21 protein-coding genes are annotated in these 26967 nt (G+C 70.5%); 4 read left to right on the forward strand and 17 right to left on the reverse strand.

Features of this window, described 5'->3' with window-relative positions:
* Positions 1–29 precede the first annotated feature (29 nt).
* Complete coding sequence (locus ABZX79_RS17855) at positions 30–926, forward strand: aminoglycoside phosphotransferase family protein (protein ID WP_355257877.1); 897 nt, start codon at positions 30–32, stop codon at positions 924–926.
* A 258-nt stretch (positions 927–1184) separates the two neighbouring features.
* Here ABZX79_RS17855 and ABZX79_RS17860 read toward each other — a convergent pair whose 3' ends face one another.
* The 7 genes from ABZX79_RS17860 to ABZX79_RS17890 all read right to left on the reverse strand — a co-directional run bounded on the left by ABZX79_RS17860 (position 1185) and on the right by ABZX79_RS17890 (position 9187).
* Positions 1185–2891 carry a proline--tRNA ligase gene (locus ABZX79_RS17860; protein WP_355257880.1) on the reverse strand — a complete coding sequence of 569 codons (1707 nt, stop codon included), beginning with the start codon at positions 2889–2891 and terminating at the stop codon, positions 1185–1187.
* Between the two features lie 70 nt (positions 2892–2961).
* Positions 2962–3534, reverse strand: a complete 573-nt coding sequence (locus tag ABZX79_RS17865) for a GNAT family N-acetyltransferase (protein WP_215133370.1) — start codon at positions 3532–3534, stop codon at positions 2962–2964.
* A 26-nt stretch (positions 3535–3560) separates the two neighbouring features.
* Positions 3561–4406, reverse strand: coding sequence for a GNAT family N-acetyltransferase (locus ABZX79_RS17870; protein WP_355257883.1), 846 nt, complete (start codon positions 4404–4406; stop codon positions 3561–3563).
* 126 nt (positions 4407–4532) lie between these two features.
* A complete protein-coding gene (gene ispG, locus ABZX79_RS17875; protein WP_215133368.1) occupies positions 4533–5690 on the reverse strand; it encodes a flavodoxin-dependent (E)-4-hydroxy-3-methylbut-2-enyl-diphosphate synthase in 1158 nt (385 codons plus the stop codon).
* Between the two features lie 107 nt (positions 5691–5797).
* A complete protein-coding gene (locus ABZX79_RS17880; protein WP_355257886.1) occupies positions 5798–7099 on the reverse strand; it encodes a site-2 protease family protein in 1302 nt (433 codons plus the stop codon).
* A complete protein-coding gene (gene dxr / locus ABZX79_RS17885; protein WP_355257889.1) occupies positions 7096–8361 on the reverse strand; it encodes a 1-deoxy-D-xylulose-5-phosphate reductoisomerase in 1266 nt (421 codons plus the stop codon). The genes ABZX79_RS17880 and dxr overlap by 4 nt, the downstream gene beginning before the upstream one ends.
* Positions 8362–8416: 55 nt before the next feature.
* Entirely contained in the window at positions 8417–9187 is a 771-nt protein-coding gene (locus ABZX79_RS17890) for a hypothetical protein (RefSeq protein WP_355257892.1), read from the reverse strand.
* Positions 9188–9305: 118 nt separating this feature from the next.
* Between ABZX79_RS17890 and ABZX79_RS17895 the strand changes: the two genes are divergently transcribed.
* Positions 9306–9812 (forward strand): DinB family protein, encoded by a 507-nt coding sequence (locus ABZX79_RS17895; protein ID WP_355257895.1) that lies wholly within the window; start codon positions 9306–9308, stop codon positions 9810–9812.
* A 279-nt stretch (positions 9813–10091) separates the two neighbouring features.
* Here ABZX79_RS17895 and aroA read toward each other — a convergent pair whose 3' ends face one another.
* The 5 genes from aroA to ABZX79_RS17920 form a co-directional block, all read right to left on the reverse strand.
* Positions 10092–11333: a 3-phosphoshikimate 1-carboxyvinyltransferase gene (aroA, locus tag ABZX79_RS17900; RefSeq protein WP_355257898.1), complete on the reverse strand. Its 1242-nt coding sequence runs from the start codon at positions 11331–11333 to the stop codon at positions 10092–10094.
* Between the two features lie 124 nt (positions 11334–11457).
* Complete coding sequence (locus tag ABZX79_RS17905) at positions 11458–13398, reverse strand: acyl-CoA dehydrogenase family protein (RefSeq protein ID WP_355257901.1); 1941 nt, start codon at positions 13396–13398, stop codon at positions 11458–11460.
* A gap of 196 nt (positions 13399–13594) precedes the next feature.
* Complete coding sequence (locus ABZX79_RS17910) at positions 13595–15040, reverse strand: aldehyde dehydrogenase family protein (RefSeq protein WP_355257904.1); 1446 nt, start codon at positions 15038–15040, stop codon at positions 13595–13597.
* A gap of 552 nt (positions 15041–15592) precedes the next feature.
* Positions 15593–17221 (reverse strand): PucR family transcriptional regulator, encoded by a 1629-nt coding sequence (locus ABZX79_RS17915; protein ID WP_355257907.1) that lies wholly within the window; start codon positions 17219–17221, stop codon positions 15593–15595.
* Positions 17222–17350: 129 nt separating this feature from the next.
* Complete coding sequence (locus ABZX79_RS17920) at positions 17351–19471, reverse strand: ATP-binding protein (protein WP_355257909.1); 2121 nt, start codon at positions 19469–19471, stop codon at positions 17351–17353.
* A gap of 409 nt (positions 19472–19880) precedes the next feature.
* On the opposite strand from ABZX79_RS17920, the gene gabT reads away from it, so the two are divergent.
* On the forward strand, positions 19881–21215 hold the full coding sequence (gabT, locus tag ABZX79_RS17925) for a 4-aminobutyrate--2-oxoglutarate transaminase (protein ID WP_028814518.1): 1335 nt from the start codon (positions 19881–19883) through the stop codon (positions 21213–21215).
* Positions 21216–21639: 424 nt separating this feature from the next.
* Positions 21640–22152, forward strand: coding sequence for a phosphatase PAP2 family protein (locus ABZX79_RS17930; RefSeq protein ID WP_355257912.1), 513 nt, complete (start codon positions 21640–21642; stop codon positions 22150–22152).
* Here the strand turns inward: ABZX79_RS17930 and ABZX79_RS17935 are convergent.
* The 5 genes from ABZX79_RS17935 to ABZX79_RS17955 all read right to left on the reverse strand — a co-directional run bounded on the left by ABZX79_RS17935 (position 22079) and on the right by ABZX79_RS17955 (position 26963).
* Positions 22079–22537 carry a hypothetical protein gene (locus ABZX79_RS17935; RefSeq protein WP_214976785.1) on the reverse strand — a complete coding sequence of 153 codons (459 nt, stop codon included), beginning with the start codon at positions 22535–22537 and terminating at the stop codon, positions 22079–22081. The two genes, ABZX79_RS17930 and ABZX79_RS17935, sit on opposite strands and share 74 nt — an antisense overlap.
* A gap of 108 nt (positions 22538–22645) precedes the next feature.
* Positions 22646–24064 carry an FAD-dependent oxidoreductase gene (locus ABZX79_RS17940; protein ID WP_355257915.1) on the reverse strand — a complete coding sequence of 473 codons (1419 nt, stop codon included), beginning with the start codon at positions 24062–24064 and terminating at the stop codon, positions 22646–22648.
* Between the two features lie 21 nt (positions 24065–24085).
* Complete coding sequence (locus ABZX79_RS17945; protein WP_355257918.1) at positions 24086–24883, reverse strand: ABC transporter permease; 798 nt, start codon at positions 24881–24883, stop codon at positions 24086–24088.
* Positions 24883–25818, reverse strand: coding sequence for an ABC transporter permease (locus tag ABZX79_RS17950; RefSeq protein WP_355257921.1), 936 nt, complete (start codon positions 25816–25818; stop codon positions 24883–24885). The genes ABZX79_RS17945 and ABZX79_RS17950 overlap by 1 nt, the downstream gene beginning before the upstream one ends.
* Positions 25815–26963, reverse strand: coding sequence for an ABC transporter ATP-binding protein (locus tag ABZX79_RS17955; RefSeq protein WP_355257923.1), 1149 nt, complete (start codon positions 26961–26963; stop codon positions 25815–25817). Before ABZX79_RS17955 ends, ABZX79_RS17950 begins: the two co-directional genes overlap by 4 nt.
* Between the last annotated feature and the right edge of the window lie 4 nt (positions 26964–26967).

The following is a 26967-nucleotide window of genomic DNA, read 5'->3' on the forward strand; positions in this document are numbered from 1 at the left end:
AACCGGCCTTTGAAGGGGACACCACACGCATGCTTTTCGAACCGCCGCAGCGTCTCGTACGGGCGCTCGGCGAGGTGTACCCGGACGTGGCCGCCGACTGGCTCGGGCAGGTGCCCGCACTGGCCGAAGAGGCCGTGTCCCGATGGAAGTTGACCGTCGAGCGGGTGCAGAACCCCGGCGGCAGGAGCAGCCTGGTCGTCCTCGTACGGCAGCAGGACGGCTCCCAGGCCGCGCTCAAGATCGCACCGGAGGCGGCGGGGCCCACGCTGGAGCGCGCGGCGCTGGCGCACTGGAACGGCTGGGGAGCGGTCCAGCTGCTCGACGGGGACGCCAAGGCCGGTGAACTCCTGCTGGAGCGCCTGCACTCCGAGGTCTCGCTGCGTTCCCTGCCGGAGGCCAAGGCCCTTCTGGAGGCGGCCGGGATCGTACGCCGGCTGTGGATCGAGCCGCCGCCGGACCACCCCTTCGAGACCGTCACGGACCGCACAGCCCGCCAGGCGGCGGCGATGCGACGTTCCGACGACCCGGAACTGGCCCCCCTGGTCGAAGCGGCGCTCGCGGCCCGCGACGAACTGGCGTCGTCCGCGGCCGAACTCCTGCTTCTGCACGGCAACTTCAGGCAGGGGAAGGTGCTCGCCGGCGACCGGGCGCCGTGGCTGGCCGTCGGACCGGATCCGCTGGTCGGCGAGCGGGCGTACGACCTGGCGCGGCTGGTACGCGACCGGGTCGAGGACCTGGTCGCCTCTGCCGGCGGCGCGTCCGCCACCCGCCGTCGGGTGAACAAGCTCGCGGACTCGCTGGACGTGGACCGGGCGAGGCTGCATGGCTGGACGCTGTTCCGGGCGGTGGAGTCGGGTGTACGGGCGCGAGCGGTCGGCCGCCACCAGGACGCGGAGCTTCTGCTGGAATTCGCCGGCTGGCTGTAACCGGCCCGGCCCGGATCCGCTGCGCGGGGCTTTTCCCCGACCCGCCCCTTCCCGAACTGGGGCTCCGCCCCAGACCCCGGTCCTCAAACGCCGGACGGGCTGAAATCGGCAAATCCAGCCCGTCCGGCGATTGAGGACACGCCCGCAGGGCGTCCCGGGGGTCTGGGGGCCTGCCCCCAGCTTCGGGAAGGGGCGGGTAGGGGAAAGCGCCGCAGGCAACCCGCACCGCACCCGCCCCCCAGCCGGGGCGCCCGGCCGTCAGGCCGTAAGGCGGGCGATCGCCTCGTCGACCGTCAGCTCCTCGCGCTCACCCGTGCGGCGGTCCTTCAGCTCCACGACGCCCTCCGCACTGCGCCGCCCCGCCACCAGGATCTTCGGTACGCCGATGAGCTCCGCGTCCGTGAACTTCACGCCCGGCGAGACGCCCGGACGCTCGTCCACCAGCACCCGCAGGCCCGCCGCGCCCAGCTTCTCCGCGACCTCCACCGCCAGCTCCGTCTGGAGCGCCTTACCGGCGGCGACGACATGGACATCCGCCGGGGCGATCTCCGCCGGCCAGCACAGGCCCTTGTCGTCTGCGGACTGCTCGGCCAGCGCGGCCACCGCGCGGGAGACGCCGATGCCGTACGAGCCCATGGTCACGCGGACCGGCTTGCCCTGCTGGCCCAGCACGTCGAGCTGGAAGGTGTCGGCGTACTTGCGGCCGAGCTGGAAGATGTGGCCGATCTCGATCGCGCGGTCCAGCTTGAGGCCGGTGCCGCACTTCGGGCAGGGGTCGCCCTCCTCGACGACGACGACGTCCAGGTAGTCGTCGACCTCGAAGTCGCGGCCCGCGACGACGTTCTTGGCGTGGGTGTCGGGCTTGTTGGCGCCGGTGATCCACGCCGTGCCGGCCGCGACGCGCGGGTCGGCGATGTAGCGCACCTTCTCCAGGCCCTGCGGGCCGACGTACCCGCGTACGAGATCGGGACGGCCCACGAAGTCCTCGGCCGTGACCAGCTCGACCACAGCCGGCGCCAGGTGCTCGCCCAGCTTGCCGAGGTCGACCTCGCGGTCACCGGGAATGCCGACGGCGACGATCTCGCCGTCGACCTTGACCAGCAGGTTCTTCAGCGTCGCCGACGCCGGAACGCCCAGGTGGTCGGCGAGGGTCTCGATCGTCGGGGTGTCGGGGGTGTCCAGCTCCTCGACCGGGCCGTGCTCCGAGCCGTCGTACGCGGCGGCGACAGCCTCGGCGCTGAAGGTGACGGCCTCCGTGTTGGCGGCGTAGTCGCACGCCGGGCAGTCCACAAAGGTGTCCTCGCCGGCACCGGCCGGCGCCAGGAACTCCTCCGACGCCGAGCCGCCCATCGCGCCGGACACGGCGGAGACGATGCGGTAGTCGAGGCCGAGGCGCGCGAAGATCTTCTGGTACGCGGCGCGGTGCAGCGCGTAGGACTCGGCGAGGCCCTCGTCCGTCGTGTCGAAGGAGTACGAGTCCTTCATGTGGAACTCACGGCCGCGCAGCACGCCGGAGCGCGGACGCGCCTCGTCGCGGTACTTGACCTGGATCTGGTAGAGCATCACCGGCAGGTCCTTGTAGGACGTGCACTGGTCCTTGACCGTCTGCGTGAAGATCTCTTCGTGCGTCGGGCCGAGGAGGTAGTCGGCCCCCTTGCGGTCCTTGAGGCGGAACAGCAGGTCGCCGTACTCCTCCCAGCGGCCGCTCGCCTCGTACGCCTCCTTGGGCAGGAGCGCGGGCAGCAGCACCTCCTGGGCGCCGATGTCGTCCATCTCCTCGCGCACGACGCGCGAGATGTTGTCGAGGACCTTCTTGCCCAGCGGGAGCCAGGTCCAGATCCCCGCTGCGTTCCGGCGGACGTAGCCTGCGCGCACCAGCAGCTTGTGGCTGAGCGTCTCGGCGTCCGCCGGGTCGTCACGCAGTGTCTTGACCATCAGACGGGACATGCGCTGGACCTGGGCCATGGTGAACTCCTGCGAAGAAAAGTGTGATGGCAAGGAGGTTAGCCGGGTGGTACAGGCCCCGGGAAATCCGTTACGCGCCGTAACGTCGCAACGGGAGCGGCGCACCCATCACGGCGTACGGCCTCGGGGCACTCGGGAAGTGCACCTGGCGGGCCAGGTCGACGTAACCCAGTGCTCGGTAGAGGCCGCGGGCCGGGCTCTCGATGTCGATCGCGGAGAGGATCGAGCGGGGCTGCTCGGCGGTGTCCGTGATGGTGGTGATCAGCTCGCGGCCGATGCCGCGTGCCTGGTGGGAGGGGTCGACGTGCAGTTCGGTGATGACGAAGGAGTCGTCGAGCCAGTCGTCGTTCCCCGCTCGGCGCAGGTACGGCTCGACGACCGTGGACCACCAGTGCGTACGGTCGTTGGGCATCCCGTAGACGAAGCCGACGAGCCGGCCTTCGGGCGTCGTGGCACCGAGCGCCCGCGCGCCGGGGCTGAGGAGGTGCCGCAGCACGATGTGACGGCGTACACCGATCTCGTCGTCGGTGAGGCCGAAGGCGAGGGCCTGTACGGCGAGCGCCTCGTCCACGCGCTCGGCGAGGTCAACCGGCGCTACCACGACGGCGGGGGTCCGGGGTTCGCCCCCGGCAAGAGGTGCCATGAATTGCACCCTACTGGGCGCTCACCTCAGAACAACACGCTCATAAACGCGCCAACCTCGCGGAAGCCGACCCTCCGGTACGACGCACGCGCCGCCGTGTTGAAGTCGTTCACGTACAGGCTGACCACGGGCGCGACATCGGCCAGCGCGTAGCGCAGCACGGCCGCCATGCCGGTCTCGGACAGGCCGCGGCCCCGGTACTCGGGGGCCACCCAGACGCCCTGGATCTGGCAGGCCTGGGGGGTGGCGGCACCGATCTCGGCCTTGAAGACGACCTTGCCGTCGTCGATACGGGCGAACGAGCGCCCGGCGGCGACGAGTTCGGCGACCCGCGCCTGGTAGAGCAGCCCACCGTCGCCCGCGAGCGGCGAGACGCCGACCTCCTCGGTGAACATCGCCACGCACGCGGGCATGATCACGTCGATCTCGCTCTTGCGGATGCGGCGGACGCGGGGGTCGGGCCGGACGTCGGGCGAGGGCTGGTCGGTGACCATGAGCGGCTGGTTCGGACGTACGTCGCGGGCCGGGCCCCAGCTGGGTTCGAGGAGGCGCCACAGCTGCCCGGTGGCCTCGGCGGGGCCGACGATCGACGAGCAGCGGCGGCCGCCCCTGCGGGCGCGGTCGGCGAAGGCGCGTACCGCTTCCGGGGTCGCGCAGATCGGGACCAGGTTGGCCCCGGAGTAGCACAGCGAGCGCAGGCGGCCGTCGGCGTACCAGCCCCACATCTCGCCGCCGAGGCGCCACGGGTCGAGACCGGCGGCCTGGACGCGTGAGGTCACGAAGGCGTTGGCGACGGGCTCGCTTTCGAGGATGGCGAGCGCGGCGCCGAGTTCGCCGGGGTCGAGGACCCGGGTAGTGGTCTGAGTCAACACGTGAGGGGCCTCACCGTACGGTTTTCTGATCTCCGCACTCTACCGGGCGCTCCTCGGGGACGCCGCAAAACGGAACGAAGCCCTGCCGGGGGCGGGGCTCCGTTGCGTCGTCGTGGGGCGGAAAGGTCAGCTGCTGACGGAGACCTCGGGCTCGCCCGACATGACGCCGTCCTTCTCCATCTGCTCGGCGATCTTCATCGCCTCTTCGATGAGCGTCTCGACGATCTTCGACTCGGGCACGGTCTTGATGACTTCGCCCTTGACGAAGATCTGACCCTTGCCGTTGCCGGAGGCGACACCGAGGTCGGCCTCGCGGGCCTCGCCGGGGCCGTTGACGACGCAGCCCATGACGGCGACGCGCAGCGGCACCTCCAGGCCGTCGAGACCGGCGGCGACCTGGTCGGCCAGCTTGTAGACGTCGACCTGGGCGCGGCCGCAGGACGGGCAGGACACGATCTCCAGGCGGCGCTGCTTGAGGTTGAGCGCCTCCAGGATCTGGAGGCCGACCTTGACCTCTTCCACGGGCGGCGCGGACAGCGAGACGCGGATGGTGTCGCCGATGCCCTCGCTCAGCAGCGCGCCGAAGGCGACGGCCGACTTGATGGTGCCCTGGAAGGCCGGTCCGGCCTCCGTGACACCGAGGTGCAGCGGGTAGTCGGACTGCGCGGCGAGCTGCCGGTAGGCGTTGACCATCACGACCGGGTCGTTGTGCTTGACCGAGATCTTGATGTCGCCGAAGCCGTGCTCCTCGAAGAGGGAGGCTTCCCACAGCGCCGACTCGACGAGCGCCTCAGGGGTGGCCTTGCCGTACTTCGCGAGCAGGCGCGCGTCGAGCGAGCCGGCGTTCACGCCGATGCGGATCGGGGTGCCGGCGGCGGAGGCCGCCTTGGCGATCTCCTTCACCTTGTCGTCGAACTGCTTGATGTTGCCGGGGTTCACCCGGACCGCGGCGCAGCCGGCGTCGATGGCGGCGAAGACGTACTTCGGCTGGAAGTGGATGTCCGCGATCACCGGAATCTGCGACTTGCGCGCGATGGTCGCGAGCGCGTCGGCGTCGTCCTGGGTGGGACAGGCCACGCGTACGATCTGGCAGCCCGAGGCGGTCAGCTCCGCGATCTGCTGGAGCGTCGCGCCGATGTCGGACGTCCTGGTGGTCGTCATCGACTGCACCGAGACGGGTGCGTCCCCGCCGACGGCCACTGATCCGACCTGGATCTTGCGGCTGACCCTTCGGTCGGCGAGCTTCGTCGGAACGGACGGCATTCCGAGAGAAATTGCAGTCATCTGCTGTGCAACCCCAAGTTTGGATCAAGGTCCCGAGATCGGCGGGCTCCGGACACCGAGGTTACGTCACCTCGAAAGCCCGGAGCACACCACGTCACCATGTCGGCTCAGGAGATTCGTACCGGATTGACCACATCGGCCACCAGCACCAGCGCGGTGAAACAGATGAAGATCCCGGCGACGACGTACGCGAGGGGCATCAGCTTCGCGACGTCGAAGGGACCCGGGTCGGGGCGCCGGAAGACCTTCGCCACATTGCGCCTCAGCGACTCCCACAGGGCCCCCGCGATGTGCCCGCCGTCCAGGGGCAGGAGCGGCAGCATGTTGAAGAGGAAGAGGGAGAGGTTGAAGCCTCCGACGAGGAACAGCATCATCGCGGCGGTGTTCTCCATGGGCAGCCCGAGCCCGAGGATCTCGCCGCCCACGCGGGCCGCGCCGACCACGCCCATCGGGGAGTCGGCCTTGCGCTCCTCGCCGTTGAATGCCGCGTTCCACAGGTCGGGGACCTTGGACGGCAGGGCGATGAGCGAGTCGACGCCGGACTCGATCATGACGCCCATGTGGTCCAGCGAGTCGGTGAAGGTCAGCGGGGTGACGGCCATGCCGGGGCCGAAGCCGAGGTAACCGGCGTTGACGTACTGATCTTCGATGGGCTGGCCCTGGGCGTCCTTCTTGGCGACCTTGTTGGCGATCAGCGTCGCCTGGAGGACCTTCTCCCGGCCGTCGCGCTCGACCGTGATCGAAGCGGGGCCGATGGTCTCGCGGATACGGTCCGAAAGGGTGGTCCAGTCCTCGACGGGCTTGCCGTTGAAGGCGACGATCTTGTCGCCCTTCTCCAGGCCGGCGGCCTTGGCGGGCGACGCCGGGTCACTCTTGCGGCAGTCGCGGTTCTCGCTCTGCGCGACCACGCAGGGGACGACGGTGTCGACCGTGGTCGTCTGCTGGTTCAGGCCGATCGTCATGAAGACGCCGAGGAAGATCGCCACGGCGAGGATCAGGTTCATGAAGGGACCGGCGAACATCACGATCACGCGCTTCCACGGCTTGCGCGTGTAGAAGAGGCGCGTCTCGTCGCCGGGCTGCAGTTCCTCGTACGCCGCCGAACGGGCGTCCTCGATCATGCCGCGCCACGGCGACGTCGACCTGGCCTCGATCTTCCCGTCGGCTCCGGGCGGGAACATCCCGATCATGCGGATGTAGCCGCCGAGCGGGATCGCCTTGACGCCGTACTCCGTCTCGCCCTTGTGGCGCGACCAGATGGTCGGGCCGAAGCCGACCATGTACTGCGGCACGCGGACGCCGAAGAGCTTGGCGGTCGAGAGGTGGCCGAGCTCGTGCCAGGCGATGGAGATGAGCAGCCCGACAAAGAAGATGACTATCCCGAGGACCGTCAACAGGACCGTCGTCATGCGCGAGCCTCCGCTGTTGCCTGTGCAGCTGTCTTTACTGCGATTTCACGGGCCCGGGCTCGTGCCCAGGTCTCGGCTTCCAGGACGTCCGCGACGGTGAGCGAGGTTCCCGTACGGGGGCTGCCATGCTCGGCCACGACTTCGGCGACCGTATCCACGATTCCTGTGAACGGCAGCCGTCCCGCGAGAAACGCGTCGACGCATTCCTCGTTCGCGGCATTGAACACCGCCGGGGCCGTGCCCGCGAGCGTACCGACGTGACGGGCGAGTCCCACGGAGGGGAAAGCGTCGTTGTCGAGGGGGAAGAACTCCCACGTCGACGCCTTGGACCAGTCGAAGGCGGGCGCGGCGTCGGGGACGCGCTCGGGCCAGCCGATGCCGATGGCGATCGGACCGCGCATGTCGGGCGGGGTCGCCTGGGCGAGCGTCGAGCCGTCGGTAAATTCCACCATTGAGTGAACATACGACTGCGGGTGCACGACGACCTCAATGCGGTCGAAGGGAATGTCGTAGAGGAGGTGCGCCTCGATGACCTCAAGACCCTTGTTGACGAGCGTCGCCGAGTTGACCGTGATCACCGGGCCCATGGCCCAGGTGGGGTGCGCGAGGGCGTCCTCACGGGTGACGTGGGCCAGTTCGGCCTTCGTACGGCCGCGGAAGGGGCCACCGGACGCGGTGACGACGAGCTTGCGGACGTCGGCGCGGGTGCCGCCGGCGAGGGCCTGGAAGAGCGCGGCGTGCTCGGAGTCGACCGGGATGATCTGACCCGGCTTGGCGAGCGCCTTCACGAGCGGGCCGCCGACGATCAGCGACTCCTTGTTCGCGAGGGCGAGGGTGCGGCCGGCTTCGAGGGCGGCGAGCGTCGGGGCGAGGCCGATGGATCCGGTGATGCCGTTGAGGACGGTGTGGCACGGGGATGCGGCGACCTGGGTGGCGGCATCGGGCCCGGCCAGGATCTCGGGGAGGGGCTCAGCGGTGCCGTACTGGGCTTCCAGCGCCTCGCGCAGGGCGGGCACGGCGTCCTCACGGGCGACCGCGACGCTGCGGACCCGCAGCTGCCGCGCCTGCTCGGCGAGCAGTCCGACCCGGCCGCCGGCCGCGGAGAGCGCGGTGACGCGGAAGCGGTCGGGGTTGCGGAGCACCAGGTCGATGGCCTGGGTACCGATGGACCCGGTGGAGCCGAGGACGACGATGTCCCGGCGGCCTTCGGACGGGTCGAAGGCGATGTGCGGGTCGGCGAGGGGGGCTGGGCTGTCGCTCATGCCCCCCATTGTTGCCGCAATGGCTCACTGGTTGGACAGCGACTCCGTTTCCCCCTCACTTCGTGCCGACCGCCGCCCGGAACTTCTCCCACTGGGCGTCCGTGACTTCCCCGGGCACTCCGCCGATGTCCTTGGTGCCGGTGATTTCGCCGCGGAAGGAGAGGGTGGCCGAGCCGGAGCGTACGACCGTGAGGTACTCGTGGAGCTTGAGCTTCCCCTTCACGTCGAGAATCGTGAAGTGGTACGCCCTGGCCTCGTCCGCGCCGGCTCCGAACTCGGGCGCCTCGACCGGCTCGACCTTGAGGTACTTGCCCTTGGCGATGGCGCGCACCTCGGTGAAGCCGTCGGCGCACTCCTTGCCGGCCTTGCCGAGGTCCTTCATGACGCGGGCGGCGTCGCCGCCTCCGTACGAGCGGAGCTGGACGGCGACGGTGAGGCCGAGCATCTCGTCCGGGACGTCGACCTGGCGGCTGACCTCGGTCTTCAGGTCGTAGTCGGTGACATCGGCGGCGAGGCTGACCAGCGGCTGGCAGACGGCGGGGTCGGCGGTGTAGTTGTCGCCGTGGGGCGCGCCGAGAGTGAACTCGGACGCGGTGTACTTGCCGACCGTCTCGCCGTCGGTGAAGGAGGCGGCGGTGAGCTGAGCCTCGGTGAGCGCCTTGGGCCCACTCGCGGTGGCCTTGCCCTTACTGCTGGGCTTGTTGTCGTCCTGACCGCCGCCGCCCTCGCTGCCGCCGCCGCAAGCGACCGCTCCCGCGAACAGCAGTCCGCCCGCTGCGAGGGCCGCCCCACGCCGTCGGCTGTTTCGCTTTCCCGCCCCGAACATGCGTGACCCCTGGTTCTGTTGATGCGTGGGTGAATGCACGATTGTGGTGCATGGGTACGGCTCGCGCCACAGGCGCCGCCCCCGGCCGCCTTACCGCCCGTACGAAAAGGAGCCTTCCTTGACCACCGAGCGCATCGGTCCGCCCGTCGCCGCCGGGGAGCGCGAGACGCTGCGCGGATTCCTCGACTACCACCGCGCGACGCTCGCCATGAAGTGCGAGGGGCTGACCGACGAGGACCTGCGGAGGCAGTCGATGCCGCCGTCGACGCTGTCGCTGCTGGGTCTGGTACGGCACATGGCGGAGGTGGAACGGGCGTGGTTCCGGCGGGTGATCGACGGCCAGGACATACCGCTCGTGTGGTCGGCCGAGGGCGACTTCCAGGTGGCGTACGACGCCGCTTCGGCCACCCGGTCGCAGGCGTTCGACGCCTGGCAGGCGGAGGTCGAGCACGCGCGTCGCATCGAGCGGGAGGCGGAGTCGCTGGACGTGACCGGCCACTGGGCCCGAACGGGCGAGGACGTGTCGCTGCGGATGGTGATGCTGCACATGATGCACGAGTACGCCCGCCACAACGGCCACGCCGATTTCCTCCGCGAGGGCATCGACGGGACCGTGGGGGTGTGATGCGCGCTGCCACGCCCCCGGGCCGGCTGCAGATTCATTCGGTTGAGCACTCCGGACCCGACGAAGCTGTCTGCGTGGTGCGATGCGTGGGGGGCGTGCCACGCATCGGGCACGAGTTCTCTGTTCCGGCGGCTTCGGGGTCTTCGGTTCTTCGGACGAGTACCTCCCCGTCAGGCTGGAGTGCATCGAGCGCTATGAACGCGTCTACGTCGACTTCTTCGACCCTCCCCACGCGGCGCGGGTCCGTCTGTCGGGGCCCGGAGCCCCGGAGGGTCAGGGTCACCAGGCTCGCTGAAGCGCCGCGAAGGCCTCGTGGAAGGCCGGGAAGGTCTTCCGTACGCAGCCGGGGTCGTCGAAGGTCACACCGGGTGGTGCGGTGCGCAGTGACGTGACGGCGAAGGACATCGCCATGCGGTGGTCGCCGTGCGTGGCGATTTCGGTGGGCCGGGGCATGCCGGGGTGGATCTCGATCCAGTCGGGGCCGGTGGCGACCGTGACGCCCATCCGGCGCAGATTCTCCGCGCACGCCTCCAGCCGGTCGCACTCCTTGACGCGGGTGTTGGCGACGTCCTCGATACGGACCGGTCCGGCGGCGTACGGCGCGATGGCCGCCAGCGTCGGCATGGTGTCGGAGATGTCGCGCATGTTGACCGTGAGGCCGCCCAGCGTGCCGGTGCCCCGGACCGTGGTGCTGTCCGCGGTGATACGGACCTCAGCGCCCATCCGTTCCAGTACGTCGACGAAGCGCAGGTCCCCCTGGAGCGCGCCCGCGCCGAGCCCGGGGACCGTGACCTCGCGGCCGGGCGAGATCGCCGCTGCGGCGAAGAAGTAGCTCGCGGTGGAGGCGTCGGGCTCGACGGCGTACGTCGTCGAGCGGTAGCCGCCGGGTGCGACGCTGAAAACGCTGCCCCCGCGCGTCACTTCGGCGCCGAAGCTACGCATCATCGCGAGGGTGATCTCGACGTACGGCGCCGAGACGAGGTCGGTGACGGTGATGCGCAGGCCCTCCGCGGTGAGCGGGCCGAGCATCAGGAGCGCCGTCAGGTACTGCGACGACTCCCCCGCGTCCAGGGTGACTTCGCCGCCCTTGATGCCGGCGGCGGCGATGCGCAGCGGGTGGTGGCCCTCGGCCTCTTCGTGGCGCAGGTCGACGCCGAGCGCGCGCAGCGCGTCGGTGAGCGGGGCGAGCGGGCGGCGGCGCATCTGCGGGGATGCGTCGAAGCGGTACGTACCGGAGGCGCCGGCGGCGGCGAGTGTGGGCAGGAAGCGGGCGGTGGTGGCGCCGTCGCGGCAGTAGACGTCGGCTTCGCCGACGGCCGGGCCCGCCGGGCGGCCCTCGACGCGCCAGGCGTCGGGCCCGCGCTCCACCCGGTACCCGAGCCTGCCCAGCCCCTCGGCGAAGCCCTCGGTGTCGTCCGAGCTGAGCGGGCGCAGGAGGGTGGTGGTTCCGGCGGCCGCGGCGGCGAGAAACAGCGCGCGGGCGGTCACGGACTTGGAGCCGGGGATGTCTACGACGGTCACGCGGCCCATCCTGCCGGGTGGGGCGCGGTGAGCTTCGGTGCGTTTCGCCCTTTGGACATGCCGGTGGCCCGGCGGGCGGTCGGACCTTCCGACCGACCGCCCCGCCGGGCTTCAGGCACTGTTCCTAGCGGATCGGGCGGTGGACGTTCTCCCGTGCGGACGGGCCGGGGTTCGCTTCCGCGATCCAGGGGCCTTCGCCGCTCGGGTCGACGATGCCCTGCTCCAGCCAGGTGTACGTACCGGACAGGACGCCCTTGACGACCTTGTTGTCGAGGTCGTCGGTGTTGGTCCACAGCCGGTTGAAGAGTTCTTCCGTCCGGATGCGGGACTGGCGGCAGAAGACGTCGGCCAGTTGGTACGCCTCGCGGCCGTGCCCGGATGTCGTACGCAGGAGTTCGGCCCGTACGCACGCCGCGCTCATCGCGAAGAGTTCCGCGCCGATGTCGACGATCCGGCCGAGGAAGCCCTGCTTCGTCTCCATGCGGCCCTGCCAGCGCGACATGGCGTAGAAGGTCGAGCGGGCGAGCTTGCGCGCCGTGCGTTCGGCGTAGCGGAGGTGGGCGGAGAGGTCCGGGTGCCCGGGAGGGTGGAACTCGGCGTACGAGCCCGGAAGCTGGCCCGGTCCCGTCACCAGCTTCGGGAGCCACTTGGCGTAGAAGCCCGCCGCGTTCGCGCCCGCCTTCGCCTTCGCCGACAGCGGCTTTTCGGGGTCGATGATGTCGCCCGCCACCTTCAGGTGGGCGTCGACCGCCTCCCGCGCGATCAGCAGGTGCATGATCTCCGTCGAGCCCTCGAAGATCCGGTTGATGCGCAGGTCGCGCAGGATCTGCTCGGCGGGTACGGCCCGTTCGCCCCGCGCCGCCAGGGAATCCGCCGTCTCGAAGCCCCGGCCGCCGCGGATCTGGACCAGCTCGTCGGCCATCAGGCAGGCCATTTCGCTGCCGTACAGCTTGGCGAGGGCGGCCTCGATGCGGATGTCGTTACGGTCCTCGTCGGCCATCTGCGAAGAGAGGTCCAGGACCGCTTCCAGAGCGAACGTGGTCGCCGCGATGAAGGAGATCTTCGAGCCCACCGCCTCGTGGAAGGCGACCGGCTTGCCCCACTGTTCACGCACCGACGACCACTCGCGGGCGATCTTCAGGCACCACTTCCCCGCGCCCACGCACATCGCGGGCAGCGACAGGCGTCCGGTGTTGAGCGTGGTGAGCGCGATCTTGAGGCCGGCGCCCTCCGGGCCGATGCGGTTCGCGGCGGGGACCCGTACCTGGTGGAAGCGGGTGACGCCGTTCTCCAGGCCGCGCAGCCCCATGAAGGCGTTGCGGTTCTCGACGGTGATGCCCGGGGCGTCCGCCTCCACCACGAAGGCGGTGATGCCGCCCTTGTGACCCTCGGACTTGGGTACGCGCGCCATGACGACCAGCAGGTCGGCGACCACCCCGTTCGTCGTCCAGAGCTTCACGCCGTCCATGACGTACGAGTCGCCGTCGGGTACGGCCGTCGTCGCCAGGCGCGCCGGGTCCGAGCCGACGTCCGGCTCGGTGAGGAGGAAGGCGGAGATGTCGGTACGGGCGAGTCGCGGCAGGAAGGCGTCCTTCTGCTCCTGCGTACCGAAAAGTTTGAGCGGCTGCGGTACGCCGATCGACTGATGCGCCGACAGGAGTGCGCCGATGGCCGGGTTCGCCGAGCCGACGAGCGCCAGGGCCTTGTTGTAGTACACCTGGGTGAGGCCGAGGCCGCCGTACTTGATGTCGATCTTCATGCCGAGCGCGCCGAGCTCCTTGAGCCCGTTGATCACCTCGTCGGGGATCTTCGCGTCGCGCTCGATCTGCGCGCCGTCGATCTTCGTCTCGCAGAAGACGCGGAGCTTGGCGAGAAACGCCTCTCCGCGCGCCGCGTCCTCGGGCGGCGGCATCGGATGCGGATGGATGAGGTCCATGCGCAGGCGGCCGAGGAAGAGTTCCTTGGCGAAACTCGGCTTTCGCCAGTCCTGTTCGCGCGCCGCCTCGGCGACCTGCCGTGCTTCGCGTTCGGAGACCTTGGGCTGCTGGGTCGGTTGTGCGGACATGAGGAGCTCACCTCGCCGCGAGTCGTGGCCCGGCCGGTCGCATTACCGCCCGGTTTTACTCGTCCGTATCTACCCGATTCCCGGCATCCTCACCACCCCTGGCGCACCGATCGGCATCACGGGCAAAAGGAAACGGCCGGAGCCCCCGCACAGTGGGCTCCGGCCGTCGTTCAGGTGACGTACGACGTCAGGTACGTCAGAGGGCGAGGCCCGTGAAGACCATGACCCGCTCGTACGTGTAGTCGTCCATCGCGTACCGCACACCCTCGCGGCCGACGCCGGACTGCTTGACGCCGCCGTACGGCATCTGGTCCGCGCGGTACGAGGGGACGTCGCCGACGATCACGCCGCCGACCTCCAGCTCGCGGTGGGCGCGGAAGGCCGTCTGGAGGTCGTGTGTGAACACGCCCGCCTGGAGGCCGAACTTGGAGTCGTTGACCGCGGCGAAGGCCTCGGCCTCGCCCTCCACCCGGCGCACCGTCAGGACAGGTCCGAAGACCTCCTCGCAGGAGATCGTGGTGTCGGCCGGTACGTCGGCGAGAACGGTCGGGGCGTACGACGCACCGTCGCGCTTGCCGCCGGTGAGCAGCGTCGCGCCCGCCTTGACGGCTTCCTCGACCCACGACTCGACGCGCTTGGCGGCGTCCTCGTTGACCAGCGGGCCGACGTCGGTTCCGGCGTCGTTCGGGTCACCGGTGACCTGGGCCTCGACGGCCGCGACGATCTTCGGCACGAGACGCTCGTACACGGAGGCGTCGGCGATCACGCGCTGCACGGAGATGCAGGACTGGCCGGCCTGGTAGTTGGAGAAGGTCGCGATGCGGGTCGCGGCCCAGTCCAGGTCCTGGTCCGAGGACCAGTCGGCGAGGACGACGGCCGCGCCGTTGCCGCCGAGCTCCAGGGTGCAGTGCTTGCGCGGCACCGAGTCCATGATCGCGTAGCCGACCTTCTCGGACCCCGTGAAGGAGATGACCGGCAGGCGCTCGTCCTGCACCAGCGCCGGCATCTTCTCGTTGGCGACGGGCAGGACGGACCAGGAGCCGGCCGGGAGGTCGGTCTCGGCGAGCAGCTCACCCAGGATCAGGCCGGAGAGCGGTGTGGCGGGCGCCGGCTTGAGGATGATGGGCGCGCCTACGGCGATGGCCGGGGCGACCTTGTGTGCGCAGAGGTTCAGCGGGAAGTTGAACGGCGCGATGCCGAGGATCGTGCCGCGGGGGAAGCGGCGCGTCAGGGCGAGGCGGCCGGTGCCGCCGGCGTCGGTGTCGAGGCGCTGGGCCTCGCCGCCGTTGAAACGGCGGGCTTCCTCGGCTGCGAACCGGAACACGGAAACGGCGCGGCCGACTTCACCGCGGGCCCACTTGATCGGCTTGCCGTTCTCCGCGGAGATGAGCTGCGCGATCTCTTCGGTGCGCTCGACGAGGCGCTTGCTGACGTGGTCGAGGGCGGCGGCGCGAACGTGCGCGGGGGTCGCCGCGAACTCGTTCTCGACGGCGTACGCGGCCGCGACGGCCTCTTCGACCTGCGCGTCGGTGGGGATGCTCACCTTGCCGACGAGCCGGCCGTCCCAGGGGGACGTGACGTCGAACGCGTCCTCGCCGGTGGCCTGGCGGCCGGCGAGCCAGAAGGCGTGGGTGGAAGTCATATCGTTTCCGGCCCTTCCGAGGGGGTGGGTGCTGATGTCACCACGGTAGGGGTGCGGGGGCGCGAGGTCGTTTATCCGGGATGGAGTGCTGGGGGGTCGGGGGACGCCGGATTGGCGGACGACACGGGTTCGCGCCGTGGCGTGGGCGGTGCGGCGTGGGGTGGCGGCACGTGCGGGCCCGGGGCTGAGGGCTGAAATTTCCCCTACCCGCCCCTTCCCGCTGTGTCATTTTGCGGCTGCCGCCGCGTGGTGGGGCAAGCCCCCGGACCCCCGGACGCCCTACGGGCGTGTCCTCAAACGCCGGACGGGCTGGACATGGCTGAACTGGATCTGCGGCGCGCGCCAGCCGTTCCGCCGGCGCGGGACCCACGCGGCAGCCATCCGCCCGCGCGGCAAACCCTTCCCCGCCCAGCCACATCCAGCCCCTCCGGCGTTTGAGGAGCGGGGCCTGGGGCGGAGCCCCGGCAGCACCCCCGCGGCACAACCAGCCCGTCCGGCGCTTGAGGACCGGGGGCTGGGGCAGCGCCCCAGTTTCGGGACCCCGTCCCCCACTCAGGCGGAGCCGGACCCCGACCCCGACGTCGCCTTGAGCGCCAGCCACAGCTCCATCCGGACATCCGCGTCGTCCAGCGACCGGCCCAGGATCTCCTCGACCCTCCGCATCCGGTACCGCAGCGTATGCCGGTGAACGCCCAGGTCCGCCGCCGCCGCGTCCCACTGCCCGTGGCGCGACAGCCATGCCCGCAGCGAGGCGATCAGGTCGCCGCGTCCCTTCGCGTCGTGCTCGTGCAGTGCCCGCAGCGTCCCGTCCGCGAAAGATCGCACCGCGTCGTCCGCCAGCAGCTGCATCACCGAGCCCGCCGCCAGCTCCTCGTGCTCGACCAGCGCACGCCCGCGCCGTCGCGCGACCGAGAGCGCCTGTTCCGCCTGCTTGTACGCCCCGACCGCCGCGATCGGGCCGGCCGGCGCCGACAGACCGACCACCAGCTCGTCCTCGTCCGCCGGCTCGTGCGGCCGCGCCGAATCCCCGCGCCGCGCCTCCGTATGGGCGAGGCAGGCTTGCACCGCGTCGCCCCCGTCCGCCGCCAGCACCACCAGCCGGTCGCCGTCCGGCACCACCAGCACCGGTTCTCCCGCCCGCATCGCCGCCGACTCCATCGCGTCGGCGAGCCCGTGCAACGGGTCGGACCCCGCGGCCGCGCCCTCCGCCTCAGCGGCCGTCGGCTCGGCGATGAGGAGGCGGAAGGGGGCATCCAGCAGCGCCCCGTACAGATCGCCGGCGACCGCCCGCGCATGGTCCGGCTCCCCCGCCAGCAGCATCCGCAGCACCGCCGCGCCCAGCCGCTGCTCGGCCGCCTGCAAGGACCGCGACCGCTCCGTCGTCAGCGTGAGCAGCGCGATCGCCGAGTGGACGGCGTACCGCTCGGCCGTCCCCAGCGGAGCGCCCGTGCCGACCGCCAGTACGCCCCGCACGCGCCGCCCCGCGCCCAGCGACTGCAGCTCGACCCGGTCGTCCGCCTCCGCGTCGCTGTCCGCGCCGCCACCGCCGACGACCGAACTCGCCGGCGCGGGCCGCTCCCGCAGCCGTTCGACGTCGGCGGTGAGCCGGGCGGCCCGGCGCGCGGCCCAGTCGGGCGCGGCGGCGACCACCGCCCCGGAGACGTCGTACAGCGCCGCCCACCCGTTGACGTGGGACGCGAGACGGGCCAGCAGATCCCCCGGCCCGTCGCCCGACAGCGCCGCCTTCGTCAGCTCGCGCTGCGCCTCGAAACCGGCGGTCACCGCGCGGTACTGGTCGGCGGCGTTCGCGGCGGAGACGGCCTTGCTGATGGCAATGAAGGGCGTACGGCGCGGCACTTCCAGCAGCGGTAGCCCCTCGTCGGTGGCGGCGTCGACGAGCGCCTGCGGAATGTCGTCGTAATGGACACCGATGGCGAAGCCGAGCCCCACGACACCCGCCCCGGCCAGCCGCCGCACGTACCGGCGCATCACTTCCGGATCCTCGGCTTCGAGCTTCACGGCGGTGACGAGGAGGAGCTCACCGCCCTCCATGTACGGCACGGGGTCCGGGAGCTCACTGACGTGGGCCCAGCGCACCGGCGTGTCCAGCCGGTCCTCCCCGGCGCGGACGGTGAGCTTGAGCGCCGAGTGGTGGACGAGCGAGGCGAGCGTGGGCGGCATGGACGGTATGACCTTACGAAGGAGGAACGAAGGATTGTTCGGAGGTTTTTTCGGAGGTTTTTTCGCCGTCGCGTATGAACGGCTCATACCGATTGTGCCAGGACGTACGGGTCCCGCGCGCCGCGCCACTCAGCTCCGCAGATCCACGAGCAGCGGCGGAGCGTGCTCCCCCCGGACCGTGGTCAGGGACAGAACGGCATGCCCGGCAGGCACCGAATGGGCCAGATCCGACGCGGACCACCGCTCCCGCTCGACCTTGCGCACCGTAATCGCGTCCGTCGTCACGGCCTTGCCCGTCACGATCCGCCGGAAGACGTGAAACGCCCGGGTAAGCGGCTGATCAGCGAAAACCGTCCGGCTCGTCACGTCACGCGTCTCGACCCACTCGGTGCCCCACGCCTCGGCGAACCGCTTTCCGTCCCACGTCGTGACCCCCGAGAAGGCCATCCGGCACCCCACGGCGCCGAGCAGGGCCGAGTGCAGATTCTCCGGTACGTCGTCGAGTGACCGCAGCGTGATCACGGCTCCGGCGTGGGCGGAGCGCAGCCGCTGGATGCCGCGCACGGTCTCCGCGGTGATCGCGCGCGTCGCGTCGTCCAGCACGAGGCAGGCGAAGAGCGAACGGTCGGCGCGGTGCGCGGCGCTCGCCGTGAACTGGGCGAGTACGAGCCGGGCCAGCATCCGGGACGCCTCGGCGTGCCCGCGCTCGGGCAGGTCGATGCGGACGCGCAGCGGGTGTTCCAGGGAGCGGAGCGAGAAGGGCCGCGCCCGGCCGCTCGTGTCGAAGAACGACGCGAAGGCGGGCCGGTCGAGCAGCGCGACCCGGTCGGCGAGCGCGATACCGGGGTCCCCCGGGGTACCCGACTGCCGTGCGCGGGCGTCGAGTTCGCGCTGGAGGGCGTACTGCGAGCCGTCGTCGAGGGCTTCGCGCAGCGCTGCGAGCGCCGTCGGTACGCCGTCGAGGAGTTCGCGCAGTTCGGGTACGGAGGGGAAGCGGCCGTAGGCGGCGCGGTACGGGCCGAGGAGCTGGGCGAGGGCGGTGGCTGCGCGGCGGCTGTCGACTTCGGGCAGGTCGCCGACGAAGCCCTCGGCGAGTACGGCGGCGGCCTCGTCCGGGTCGGTGGTGCCGCCGTACAGGTCCAGGTCGTACACGGAGGCGGGGTCGCCGAGCTTGATCACCACGTCGTACGCCTCGTCCGGGCCGAGCTGCGCCCCGACGGCCGCGACGGCGATGACGGCGGCCTGGCCCGCGAGCGCCTGGAGCGCGAGCGATTCCACGACGGGGCGTACCAGGTCGCGGGTCTTGCCGGAGCCGGGCGGGCCCACGGCCACGAGGGAGGTGCCGAGCAGTTCGGGGTCGAGGGCGAGGCCGGTACCGCGCCGGCCGTACGGATTGCGTTCGCCGGGGTGGACGGTGCCGAGGCGGACCTGGCGGGCGCGGAGGTCGTGCGCGGCGGCGCGTACGGGCAGGTCGCGCGCGCCGGAGGGGTGGGTGCAGGCGGCGGCGCCGTTGCGCAGGACGGTGTCGGTGAAGGCGGCCAGCCGGGACGGGTCGGCCTGGACGGACTGCCAGGCGCGGCGGATCCGGGCGTAGTCGACGTCGTTCATACGCCCGGACTTCGTGTCCTGCGCCAGGCGCGCGGCGGCCTCGGCCTGGCCGGCGGCGCGCAGCTCGGGCCACTCGGCGGGGTCGGCGGCGGAGCCGGGTTCGGTGCGGGGGTCGGGGGCGGGGCCGGCTTCGGTGCGGGGCTTGGGGAGGAGGTAGCGGCGTACGACCTCGGTCCAGCGGCCCATGCGGCCGAAGGCGACGGCGAGCAGGAGGGCGAAGAGGCCGTAGTAGAGGTACGAGACCCAGACGTAGGCCATGTTGCCGCCGTCCTCGCGCCAGGCTTCGGGCGTGAACCAGAAGAGCGGCCACAGCCAGAAGCTGATGTAGCCGTTCCAGCAGAGCGACCAGATGAGGAGTGCGGTGAGGAGGGAGATCAGGGCGCCGCTGACGAGCTGGCGGCCGGGGATGATCTCGGGCTCCTCCGCGGGCCGCGGGACATGGCCGTACGACCAGACGCCGGGGCCGCCTTCGGCGTTGCGGGGCGTGCGAAGCCATTCGGGGAGGGTGGGGCCGGTGGTGGGGGCGTGGGTGGGGGCGGGGGGTACGGAGGGCGGTGCGGCGGGGGGCGGGCCGGCCGGGCGCGGTACGGGGGTGGCGCGGGTGGCGCGTGCGTCTGGTGTGCCGGTGCCCTCGGTGTCCATGCGGTGCCCTGCCCCTCGTCCCCTGACCAGCGTGTGCGCAGGGCCTCAATCTAGTGCCCGGGGCTGGGCAGTTCACCGCCCGGCGCGTGGGCGGGGGGCATGTTGCCTGCGGCGCCCCCAGACCACACAGACACTCTCCGGGCGTGTCCTCAAACGCCGGACGGGCTGGGAAGTTCAGCCCCTCCGGCGTTTGGAGCGGGGTCTGGGGCGGAGCCCCAGTTCGGGAAGGGGCGGGCAGGGGGAAAAGCCCCGCAGGGAACACCGGCCGCGCCGCGCCGCGCCCTCCGACTATGTCCGCCACGGACAACGACACGCCTCCACTTCTCCCGAACGGAACATGCCACGTACCACCCCCCACCCTTAGCCTGCGAGGTAAAGAAGCGTCCGGAATACCCCCAGGAGCCCCACCATGACCGCAATCCCGCAGGAGCGCCGCGTCGTCACCGCGATTCCCGGCCCGAAGTCGGCCGAGCTTCAGGCCCGGCGCACCGCCACGGTCGCCGGTGGCGTGGGCTCCGTGCTGCCCGTCTTCACCGCGCGCGCGGACGGCGGCATCATCGAGGACGTCGACGGCAACCGCCTGATCGACTTCGGCTCCGGCATCGCCGTGACCTCCGTCGGCGCCTCCGCCGAGGCAGTCGTGCGGCGGGCGAGCGCCCAGCTCCAGAACTTCACGCACACCTGTTTCATGGTCACGCCGTACGAGGGCTACGTCGAGGTCTGTGAGGCCCTCGCCGAGCTGACCCCGGGCGACCACGCCAAGAAGTCGGCGCTGTTCAACTCCGGCGCCGAGGCCGTCGAGAACGCCGTCAAGATCGCCCGTGCGTACACCAAGCGCCAGGCCGTCGTCGTCTTCGACCACGGCTACCACGGCCGTACGAACCTCACGATGGCGCTGACCTCGAAGAACATGCCGTACAAGAACGGCTTCGGCCCGTTCGCCCCCGAGGTCTACCGCGTCCCGGTCGCCTACGGCTACCGCTGGCCCACCGGCGCCGAGAACTGCGGCCCCGAGGCCGCGGCCCAGGCCATCGACCAGATCACGAAGCAGGTCGGCGCCGACAACGTCGCCGCGATCATCATCGAGCCGGTGCTCGGCGAGGGCGGCTTCATCGAGCCGGCCAAGGGCTTCCTGCCGGCGATCGTGAAGTTCGCCAACGACAACGGCATCGTCTTCGTCGCCGACGAGATCCAGTCCGGCTTCTGCCGCACCGGCCAGTGGTTCGCGTGCGAGGACGAGGGCATCGTCCCCGACCTGATCACGACCGCCAAGGGCATCGCGGGCGGTCTGCCGCTCGCCGCCGTGACCGGCCGCGCCGAGATCATGGACGCCCCGCACGGTGGCGGCCTCGGCGGTACGTACGGCGGAAACCCGGTCGCCTGCGCCGGTGCGCTCGGCTCCATCGAGACGATGAAGGAGCTCGACCTCAACAAGAAGGCGAAGCGGATCGAGGAGGTCATGAAGGGCCGCCTCGCCGCCATGGCCGAGAAGTTCGACATCATCGGTGACATCCGTGGCCGCGGCGCCATGATCGCCATCGAGCTCGTCACGGACCGCGACACCAAGGAGCCGAACGCGGCCGCCGCCGGCGCGCTCGCCAAGGCGTGCCACGCCGAGGGTCTGCTGGTCCTCACCTGCGGTACGTACGGCAACGTGCTCCGCTTCCTGCCGCCGATCGTCATCGGCGAGGACCTGCTCAACGAGGGCCTGGACATCATCGAGGCGGCTTTCGCCGGCGTGTGACCGGGATGTGAGCTGTGAAGAAAGGGTGGGGGGCCAATGGCGGGATGACGATCCGCCTGTCGGTCCCCCACCCTCTGCCGTACGGTTTCTGCAGATGAGAGAAACACCCCGCTCGCAGGGGACTGCGGGCGGTTCCAGGTCGAGGCACCCCCTGCCCCGCCCTGGTCGTGCCCTCGCGCACACCACTGGAGCTTCGGGCTCTGGAACTCCTCACCGATCGGATCGCCGCCCGTCCCACACCCCCCGGGGCGCGCGGCAGCCCGGTCCGGGCGGCTGCCCCGGAACTACCCCCCCTGTTCCGGGGCAGCCGGCTTTCCTCCTCGCCTCCGCCGCCCTCTTCGGGCTTCTCTTCGCTCTGGTCACCTGGCAGGTCGCGGCCCACGGCCCCCTGCACCGTGCTGACGAGCGCCTCAGCCGGGCCGTTGTGGGCGACGGCCCGACCGGTCTCACGGAATTCTTCGCCGATCTCGGCAATATGGCCGTCGCGCTGCCGGTACTGGCCGCCGCTGTCGTGTACACGCTGTGGCGCGGTGGCCGCAGCGCTGTCGCCTCCGCTGCTGCCGCCGTGCTCGCCATGGCGGCGGTGCCCGCCCTCGTCGCCCCGCTGAAGTCCTGGATCGCCCGCCCGGGGCCGCTCACGCAGGAGAGCGGCTACTACCCGTCCGGGCACGCGGCGACAGCGGCCGTCGCCTACTGCGGCGCGGCCCTGCTCGTCTCGGCGTACGTACGCCGCCACCGCTGGTGGCCGCCCCTTCTCGCGCTCGTCCTTACGCTCGCCACCGGCGCCGGCCTGATCCTGCGCGGCTACCACTGGCCGCTGGATGTCCTCGGCAGCTGGTGTCTGTGCGCCCTTCTGCTGCTGCTCAGCCATCGCCTTCCCGCGCGATACCGGCGGCCGCCTCGTGCATCGCGAGCTCCAGCAGCGCCGGATCGGTGAGCGTGCCCGTGCCGTCCGGCAGGACCAGCCAGCGGACCCCGCCGGCCGCCCGCCCGGGATAGGGGACGACGATCCAGGTGCCGCGGCCCGCGCCGCGTACGCCCGTACCGATCCAGCGGCCGACCGTGCCCGGCGGCACGAAGAAGCCCATGCGGGAATCGCCGAAGTCGGCGAGGACAGGCCCCGGGCGGTCGATGAGACGCGCCAGGATGTCGAGCGTGGGGTAGCCGAGCTCGCCCGGCAGGATCAGGACGTCCCAGCGCCTGCCGGCGGGAAGAAGAGCGACCCCCAGGGGGTTTCGCTCCCATTCCCACCGGCAGGCGTCAGGGTCCGGTGCTACCGATACGAGCCATTCCACCGCGGTCTTGGGCCCCGAGCCGGCCATGGTGTCCCCGCCTCCATTCGTGTGCGCAGCCAGTGCGTTCACGAGGGAGAGGGGCCTGGGCCCGGAGTATTACGCGGGTTCGGTCACCTCGTTGGTGTGAGCCGGGTCTCAGCTGTCGAAGCCGAGTCCCAGCTTGTCCATGGCCTTCAGCCACAGGTTGCGGTGGCCGCCGTTCTCGTCCGACCTGGCGAGCGACCACTTGGTGATGCCGATGCCCGCCCACGCGAAGGGCTCCGGCGGGAACGGCATCGGCTTGCTGCGCACCATCTCCAGCTCGGTACGCTCCGTCTGCTCGCCCGAGAGCAGGTCGAGCATCACGTCGGCGCCGAAGCGGGTCGACCCGACACCGAGGCCGGTGTACCCGGCGGCGTACGCGACCTTCCCGGCGTGAGCCGTACCGAAGAAGGCCGAGAAGCGCGAGCAGGTGTCGATCGCGCCGCCCCACGCGTGGCTGAAGTTCACGCCCTCCAGCTGTGGGAAGCAGCGGAAGAAGTGCTCGGCCAGCTTGAGGTACGTCTCCGGACGGTGGTCCATGGCGGCGTCCAGCTTGCCGCCGAAGGGGTAGATGGCGTCGTAACCGCCCCACAGGATGCGGTTGTCGGCGCTCAGCCGGAAGTAGTGGAACTGGTTCGCGCTGTCGCCCAGCCCCTGCCGGTTCTTCCAGCCGATCGAGGCGAGCTGGTCGTCGGTGAGCGGCTCGGTCATCAGCGCGTAGTCGTAGACCGGGACGGTGTACGGGCGGATCCGCTTGACCAGCGACGGGAAGATGTTGGTGCCCAGAGCGACCCGGCGGGCGAAGACCCGGCCGTACGGCGTGCGCACCGCCATCCCCGCGCCGGCCGAAACCAGGTCCAGACCCCGCGTGTGCTCGTAGATCCGTACGCCCAGCCCGAGGCACGCCCGCTTCAGCCCCCACGCCAGCTTGGCCGGATTCAGCATCGCGACGCCGCGCCGGTCGAGCAGCCCGCCGATGAAGGTCGGCGAGTCGACTTCGGCCCGGACAGCGTCCTGGTCGAGGAGTTCGAGATGGCCGCCGAAGCCGAGCTTGTGGGCCTCTTCGTACATCTCCTTCAGCTCTTCGAGCTGGTGCGGCTCGGTGGCGACGTCGATCTCACCGGTGCGCTCGAAGTCGCAGTCGATGCCGTACGCCGCCACCGCCGCCTCGATCGCGTCGAGGTTGCGCTCGCCGAGCTCCTCCAGCTTGGCCAGCTCCCCCGGCCAGCGCGCGATGCCGTTGCTCAGGCCGTGCGTGAGGGAGGCGGCGCAGAATCCGCCGTTGCGGCCCGAGGCGGCCCAGCCCACCTCGTGCCCCTCGATCAGTACGACATCCCGCTCGGGATCGCGCTCCTTGGCGAGGAGCGCGGTCCACAGTCCGCTGTATCCGCCGCCGATGACGAGCAGATCGCAGCGCTCGTCGCCGGTGAGGGCGGGTTGTGGAGCGGGCTTTTCGGGGTCGTCCAGCCAGAACGACACCGGCCTTACGCCGGAAAGGGATTGTGCGGCACTACGCATGGCAACTGGGGCCATGGTTTCCAACTCCTTCAGGACTTACTGGGGCTGTGCGTTGTTCTTTCGCCGGCTCGCGATGAGCTGACCGGCGAGAACCATCGTGACGGCGATGACGAACATAGCCGTGCCAATGACGTTGATCTGTACGGGCGTGCCGCGCTGCGCCGATCCCCATACGAACATCGGGAACGTCACGGTCGAGCCCGAATTGAAATTGGTGATGATGAAGTCGTCGAAGGAGAGCGCGAAGGCGAGCAGCGCTCCCGCGGCGATTCCGGGCGCGGCGATCGGCAGGGTCACCCGTACGAATGTCTGCACGGGACCGGCGTAGAGATCGCGCGCGGCCTCTTCGAGGCGCGGGTCCATCGACATCACGCGCGCCTTGACCGCCGTCACCACGAAGCTCAGGCAGAACATGATGTGTGCGATGAGGACGGTCCAGAAGCCCAGCTGCGCACCCATGTTGAGGAAGAGCGTCAGCAGCGAGGCGGCCATGACGACCTCGGGCATGGCCATCGGCAGGAAGATCAGCGAGTTGATCGCGCCACGCGCCCGGAAGCGGTAGCGGACCAGCGCGAAGGCGATCATCGTGCCGAGTACGGTGGCGCCGACGGTCGCCCAGACCGCGATCTGGAACGAGAGGGAAAGCGAGCCGCACAGGTCGGCCACGCCGCACGGGTCCTTCCACGCGTCCAGGGAGAACTGCTGCCACGAGTAGTTGAAGCGCCCCTGCGGCTTGTTGAACGAGAACACCATCACGACGATGTTCGGCAGGATCATATAAGCGAGCGTCAGCAGCCCGGCAATGACCACGAGGTTGCGTCGTATCCAGCGCATCAGACCAGATCCTCCGTCCCGGACTTGCGGATGTACACGGTGACCATGGCAAGCACGATCGCCATCAGGATGAAGGAAAGCGCGGCAGCCGTCGGATAGTCGAGCACCCGCAGGAATTGCGACTGAATGACGCTGCCGACCATTTTCGTGTCGGTCGAGCCGAGCAGTTCCGCGTTGATGTAGTCGCCGCTCGCCGGAATGAAGGTCAGCAGCGTGCCGGAGACGACACCCGGCATGGACAGCGGGAAGGTCACCTTGCGGAACGTGGTCGCCGGGGTGGCGTACAGGTCACCGGCCGCCTCGTGCAGCCTGCCGTCGATGCGCTCCAGGGAGGTGTAGAGAGGCAGGATCATGAAGGGCAGGAAGTTGTACGTCAGACCGCACACCACGGCCATCGGCGTGGCCAGCACGCGGCTGCCGTCGGTCCAGCCGAGCATGCTGGTGACGTCCAGGATGTGCAGCGTGTTCAGCACGTCCACCACAGGACCGCTGTCCGCGAGAATCGTCTTCCACGCGAGCGTGCGGATCAGGAAGCTGGTGAAGAACGGCGCGATGACCAGCACCAGGACGAGTCCGCGCCAGCGGCCCGCCTTGAAGGCGATCATGTACGCGAGCGGATAGCCGAGCAGCAGGCACAGCAGGGTGGCGGTGCCGGCGTACAGCAGCGACCGTACGAACTGCGGGGAGTACTCCGTCAGTGCGTCCCAGTAGGTCTGGAAGTGCCAGGTGACCTCGAAGCCCTCCTCCAGAGAGCCGGTCTGCACCGAGGTCGACGCCTGGTAGACCAGCGGCAGCGCGAAGAAGACGATCAGCCACAGGATGCCGGGCAGCAGCAGCCAGTACGGTACGAGCCGCTTGCGGGTGGAGGCCTTGCGCGGGGCGGGCGGTTCCTCCGCCGGTGCGGGCGCCAGGGGCGGCGCGTCGGTGACGCTCACGCGCTCTCCTCCACCGTTTCCACGCCGGCGTCGATGTCCTGGTCGGCGTCCAGCCCGAAGGTGTGGGCGGGGTTCCAGTGCAGGACGACCTCGGCGCCGGGCGTCAGCCGCGCGTCGCGCTCGATGTTCTGGACGTACACCTCGAAGTCGGAACAGGCCGGGCTGTCGACGATGTACTGGGTCGAGACGCCGATGAAGCTGGAGGCGACGATCCGGCCGGTGATCTTGTTGCGGCCGATCGCGACACTGCCGGCTTCGTCCGCGTGCGCGACCGAGACCTTCTCCGGGCGTACGCCGACGAGCAGCTTGCCGCCGCTGCGCGGCTGCGAGGCGCACCGCTCGCCGGGGACGCGGAGCTTGGAGCCGCCGCAGGTGACGACGGTGTCCTCGCCCGCCGTCTCGACGACCTCGGCCTCGATGAGGTTCGACGTACCGAGGAAGTTGGCGACGAACGTCGTCTTCGGGTTCTCGTAGAGGTCGGCGGGGGCGCCGAGCTGCTCGACGCGGCCGCCGTTCATCACCGCGACCTGGTCGGCCATGGTCATGGCCTCCTCCTGGTCGTGGGTGACGTGCACGAAGGTGATGCCGACCTCGGTCTGGATGCGCTTGAGTTCCAGCTGCATCTGGCGGCGCAGCTTGAGGTCGAGGGCGCCCAGCGGCTCGTCGAGGAGCAGGACCTGAGGGTGGTTGATGAGCGCGCGGGCGACGGCCACGCGCTGCTGCTGACCGCCGGACAGCTGGTGCGGTTTGCGGTGGGCGAAGGCGCCGAGCTCGACGAGGCCGAGCATGTCGTCGACCTGTTTCTTCACCGACTTGATGCCGCGGCGGCGCAGGCCGAACGCGATGTTCTCGGAGACATCGAGGTGCGGGAAGAGCGCGTAGCTCTGGAAGACGGTGTTGACCGGGCGCTTGTACGGCTGGAGGTCGGTGACGTCCTTGTCGCCGAGGAAGACGGTGCCGGTCGTCGGGTCCTCAAGTCCCGCGATCATCCGCAGGGTGGTGGTCTTGCCGCAGCCCGACGCACCGAGGAGGGCGAAGAACGAGCCCTGCGGAATGGTCAGGTCGAGGGGATGCACGGCCGTGAAGGAGCCGTAGGTCTTGCTGATCCCCGAGAGGCGGACGTCGCCGCCGCTGGTCTGTGTCATGGAT

Origin of the sequence: Streptomyces sp. NPDC002994 (assembly GCF_040611155.1) — a bacterium.
In the GTDB taxonomy this organism is placed as follows: Bacteria; Actinomycetota; Actinomycetes; order Streptomycetales; family Streptomycetaceae; genus Streptomyces.

Coding starts and splice junctions, on each gene's coding strand:
- ABZX79_RS17855 (WP_355257877.1), top strand. CDS start 30: ATGCTTTTCGAACCGCCGCAGCGTCTCGTACGGGCGCTCGGCGAGGTG.
- ABZX79_RS17860 (WP_355257880.1), bottom strand. CDS start 2,891: ATGGCCCAGGTCCAGCGCATGTCCCGTCTGATGGTCAAGACACTGCGT.
- ABZX79_RS17865 (WP_215133370.1), bottom strand. CDS start 3,534: ATGGCACCTCTTGCCGGGGGCGAACCCCGGACCCCCGCCGTCGTGGTA.
- ispG (WP_215133368.1), bottom strand. CDS start 5,690: ATGACTGCAATTTCTCTCGGAATGCCGTCCGTTCCGACGAAGCTCGCC.
- ABZX79_RS17880 (WP_355257886.1), bottom strand. CDS start 7,099: ATGACGACGGTCCTGTTGACGGTCCTCGGGATAGTCATCTTCTTTGTC.
- dxr (WP_355257889.1), bottom strand. CDS start 8,361: ATGAGCGACAGCCCAGCCCCCCTCGCCGACCCGCACATCGCCTTCGAC.
- ABZX79_RS17890 (WP_355257892.1), bottom strand. CDS start 9,187: ATGTTCGGGGCGGGAAAGCGAAACAGCCGACGGCGTGGGGCGGCCCTC.
- ABZX79_RS17905 (WP_355257901.1), bottom strand. CDS start 13,398: ATGTCCGCACAACCGACCCAGCAGCCCAAGGTCTCCGAACGCGAAGCA.
- ABZX79_RS17910 (WP_355257904.1), bottom strand. CDS start 15,040: ATGACTTCCACCCACGCCTTCTGGCTCGCCGGCCGCCAGGCCACCGGC.
- ABZX79_RS17915 (WP_355257907.1), bottom strand. CDS start 17,221: ATGCCGCCCACGCTCGCCTCGCTCGTCCACCACTCGGCGCTCAAGCTC.
- ABZX79_RS17920 (WP_355257909.1), bottom strand. CDS start 19,471: ATGGACACCGAGGGCACCGGCACACCAGACGCACGCGCCACCCGCGCC.
- gabT (WP_028814518.1), top strand. CDS start 19,881: ATGACCGCAATCCCGCAGGAGCGCCGCGTCGTCACCGCGATTCCCGGC.
- ABZX79_RS17935 (WP_214976785.1), bottom strand. CDS start 22,537: ATGGCCGGCTCGGGGCCCAAGACCGCGGTGGAATGGCTCGTATCGGTA.
- ABZX79_RS17940 (WP_355257915.1), bottom strand. CDS start 24,064: ATGGCCCCAGTTGCCATGCGTAGTGCCGCACAATCCCTTTCCGGCGTA.
- ABZX79_RS17945 (WP_355257918.1), bottom strand. CDS start 24,883: ATGCGCTGGATACGACGCAACCTCGTGGTCATTGCCGGGCTGCTGACG.
- ABZX79_RS17955 (WP_355257923.1), bottom strand. CDS start 26,963: ATGACACAGACCAGCGGCGGCGACGTCCGCCTCTCGGGGATCAGCAAG.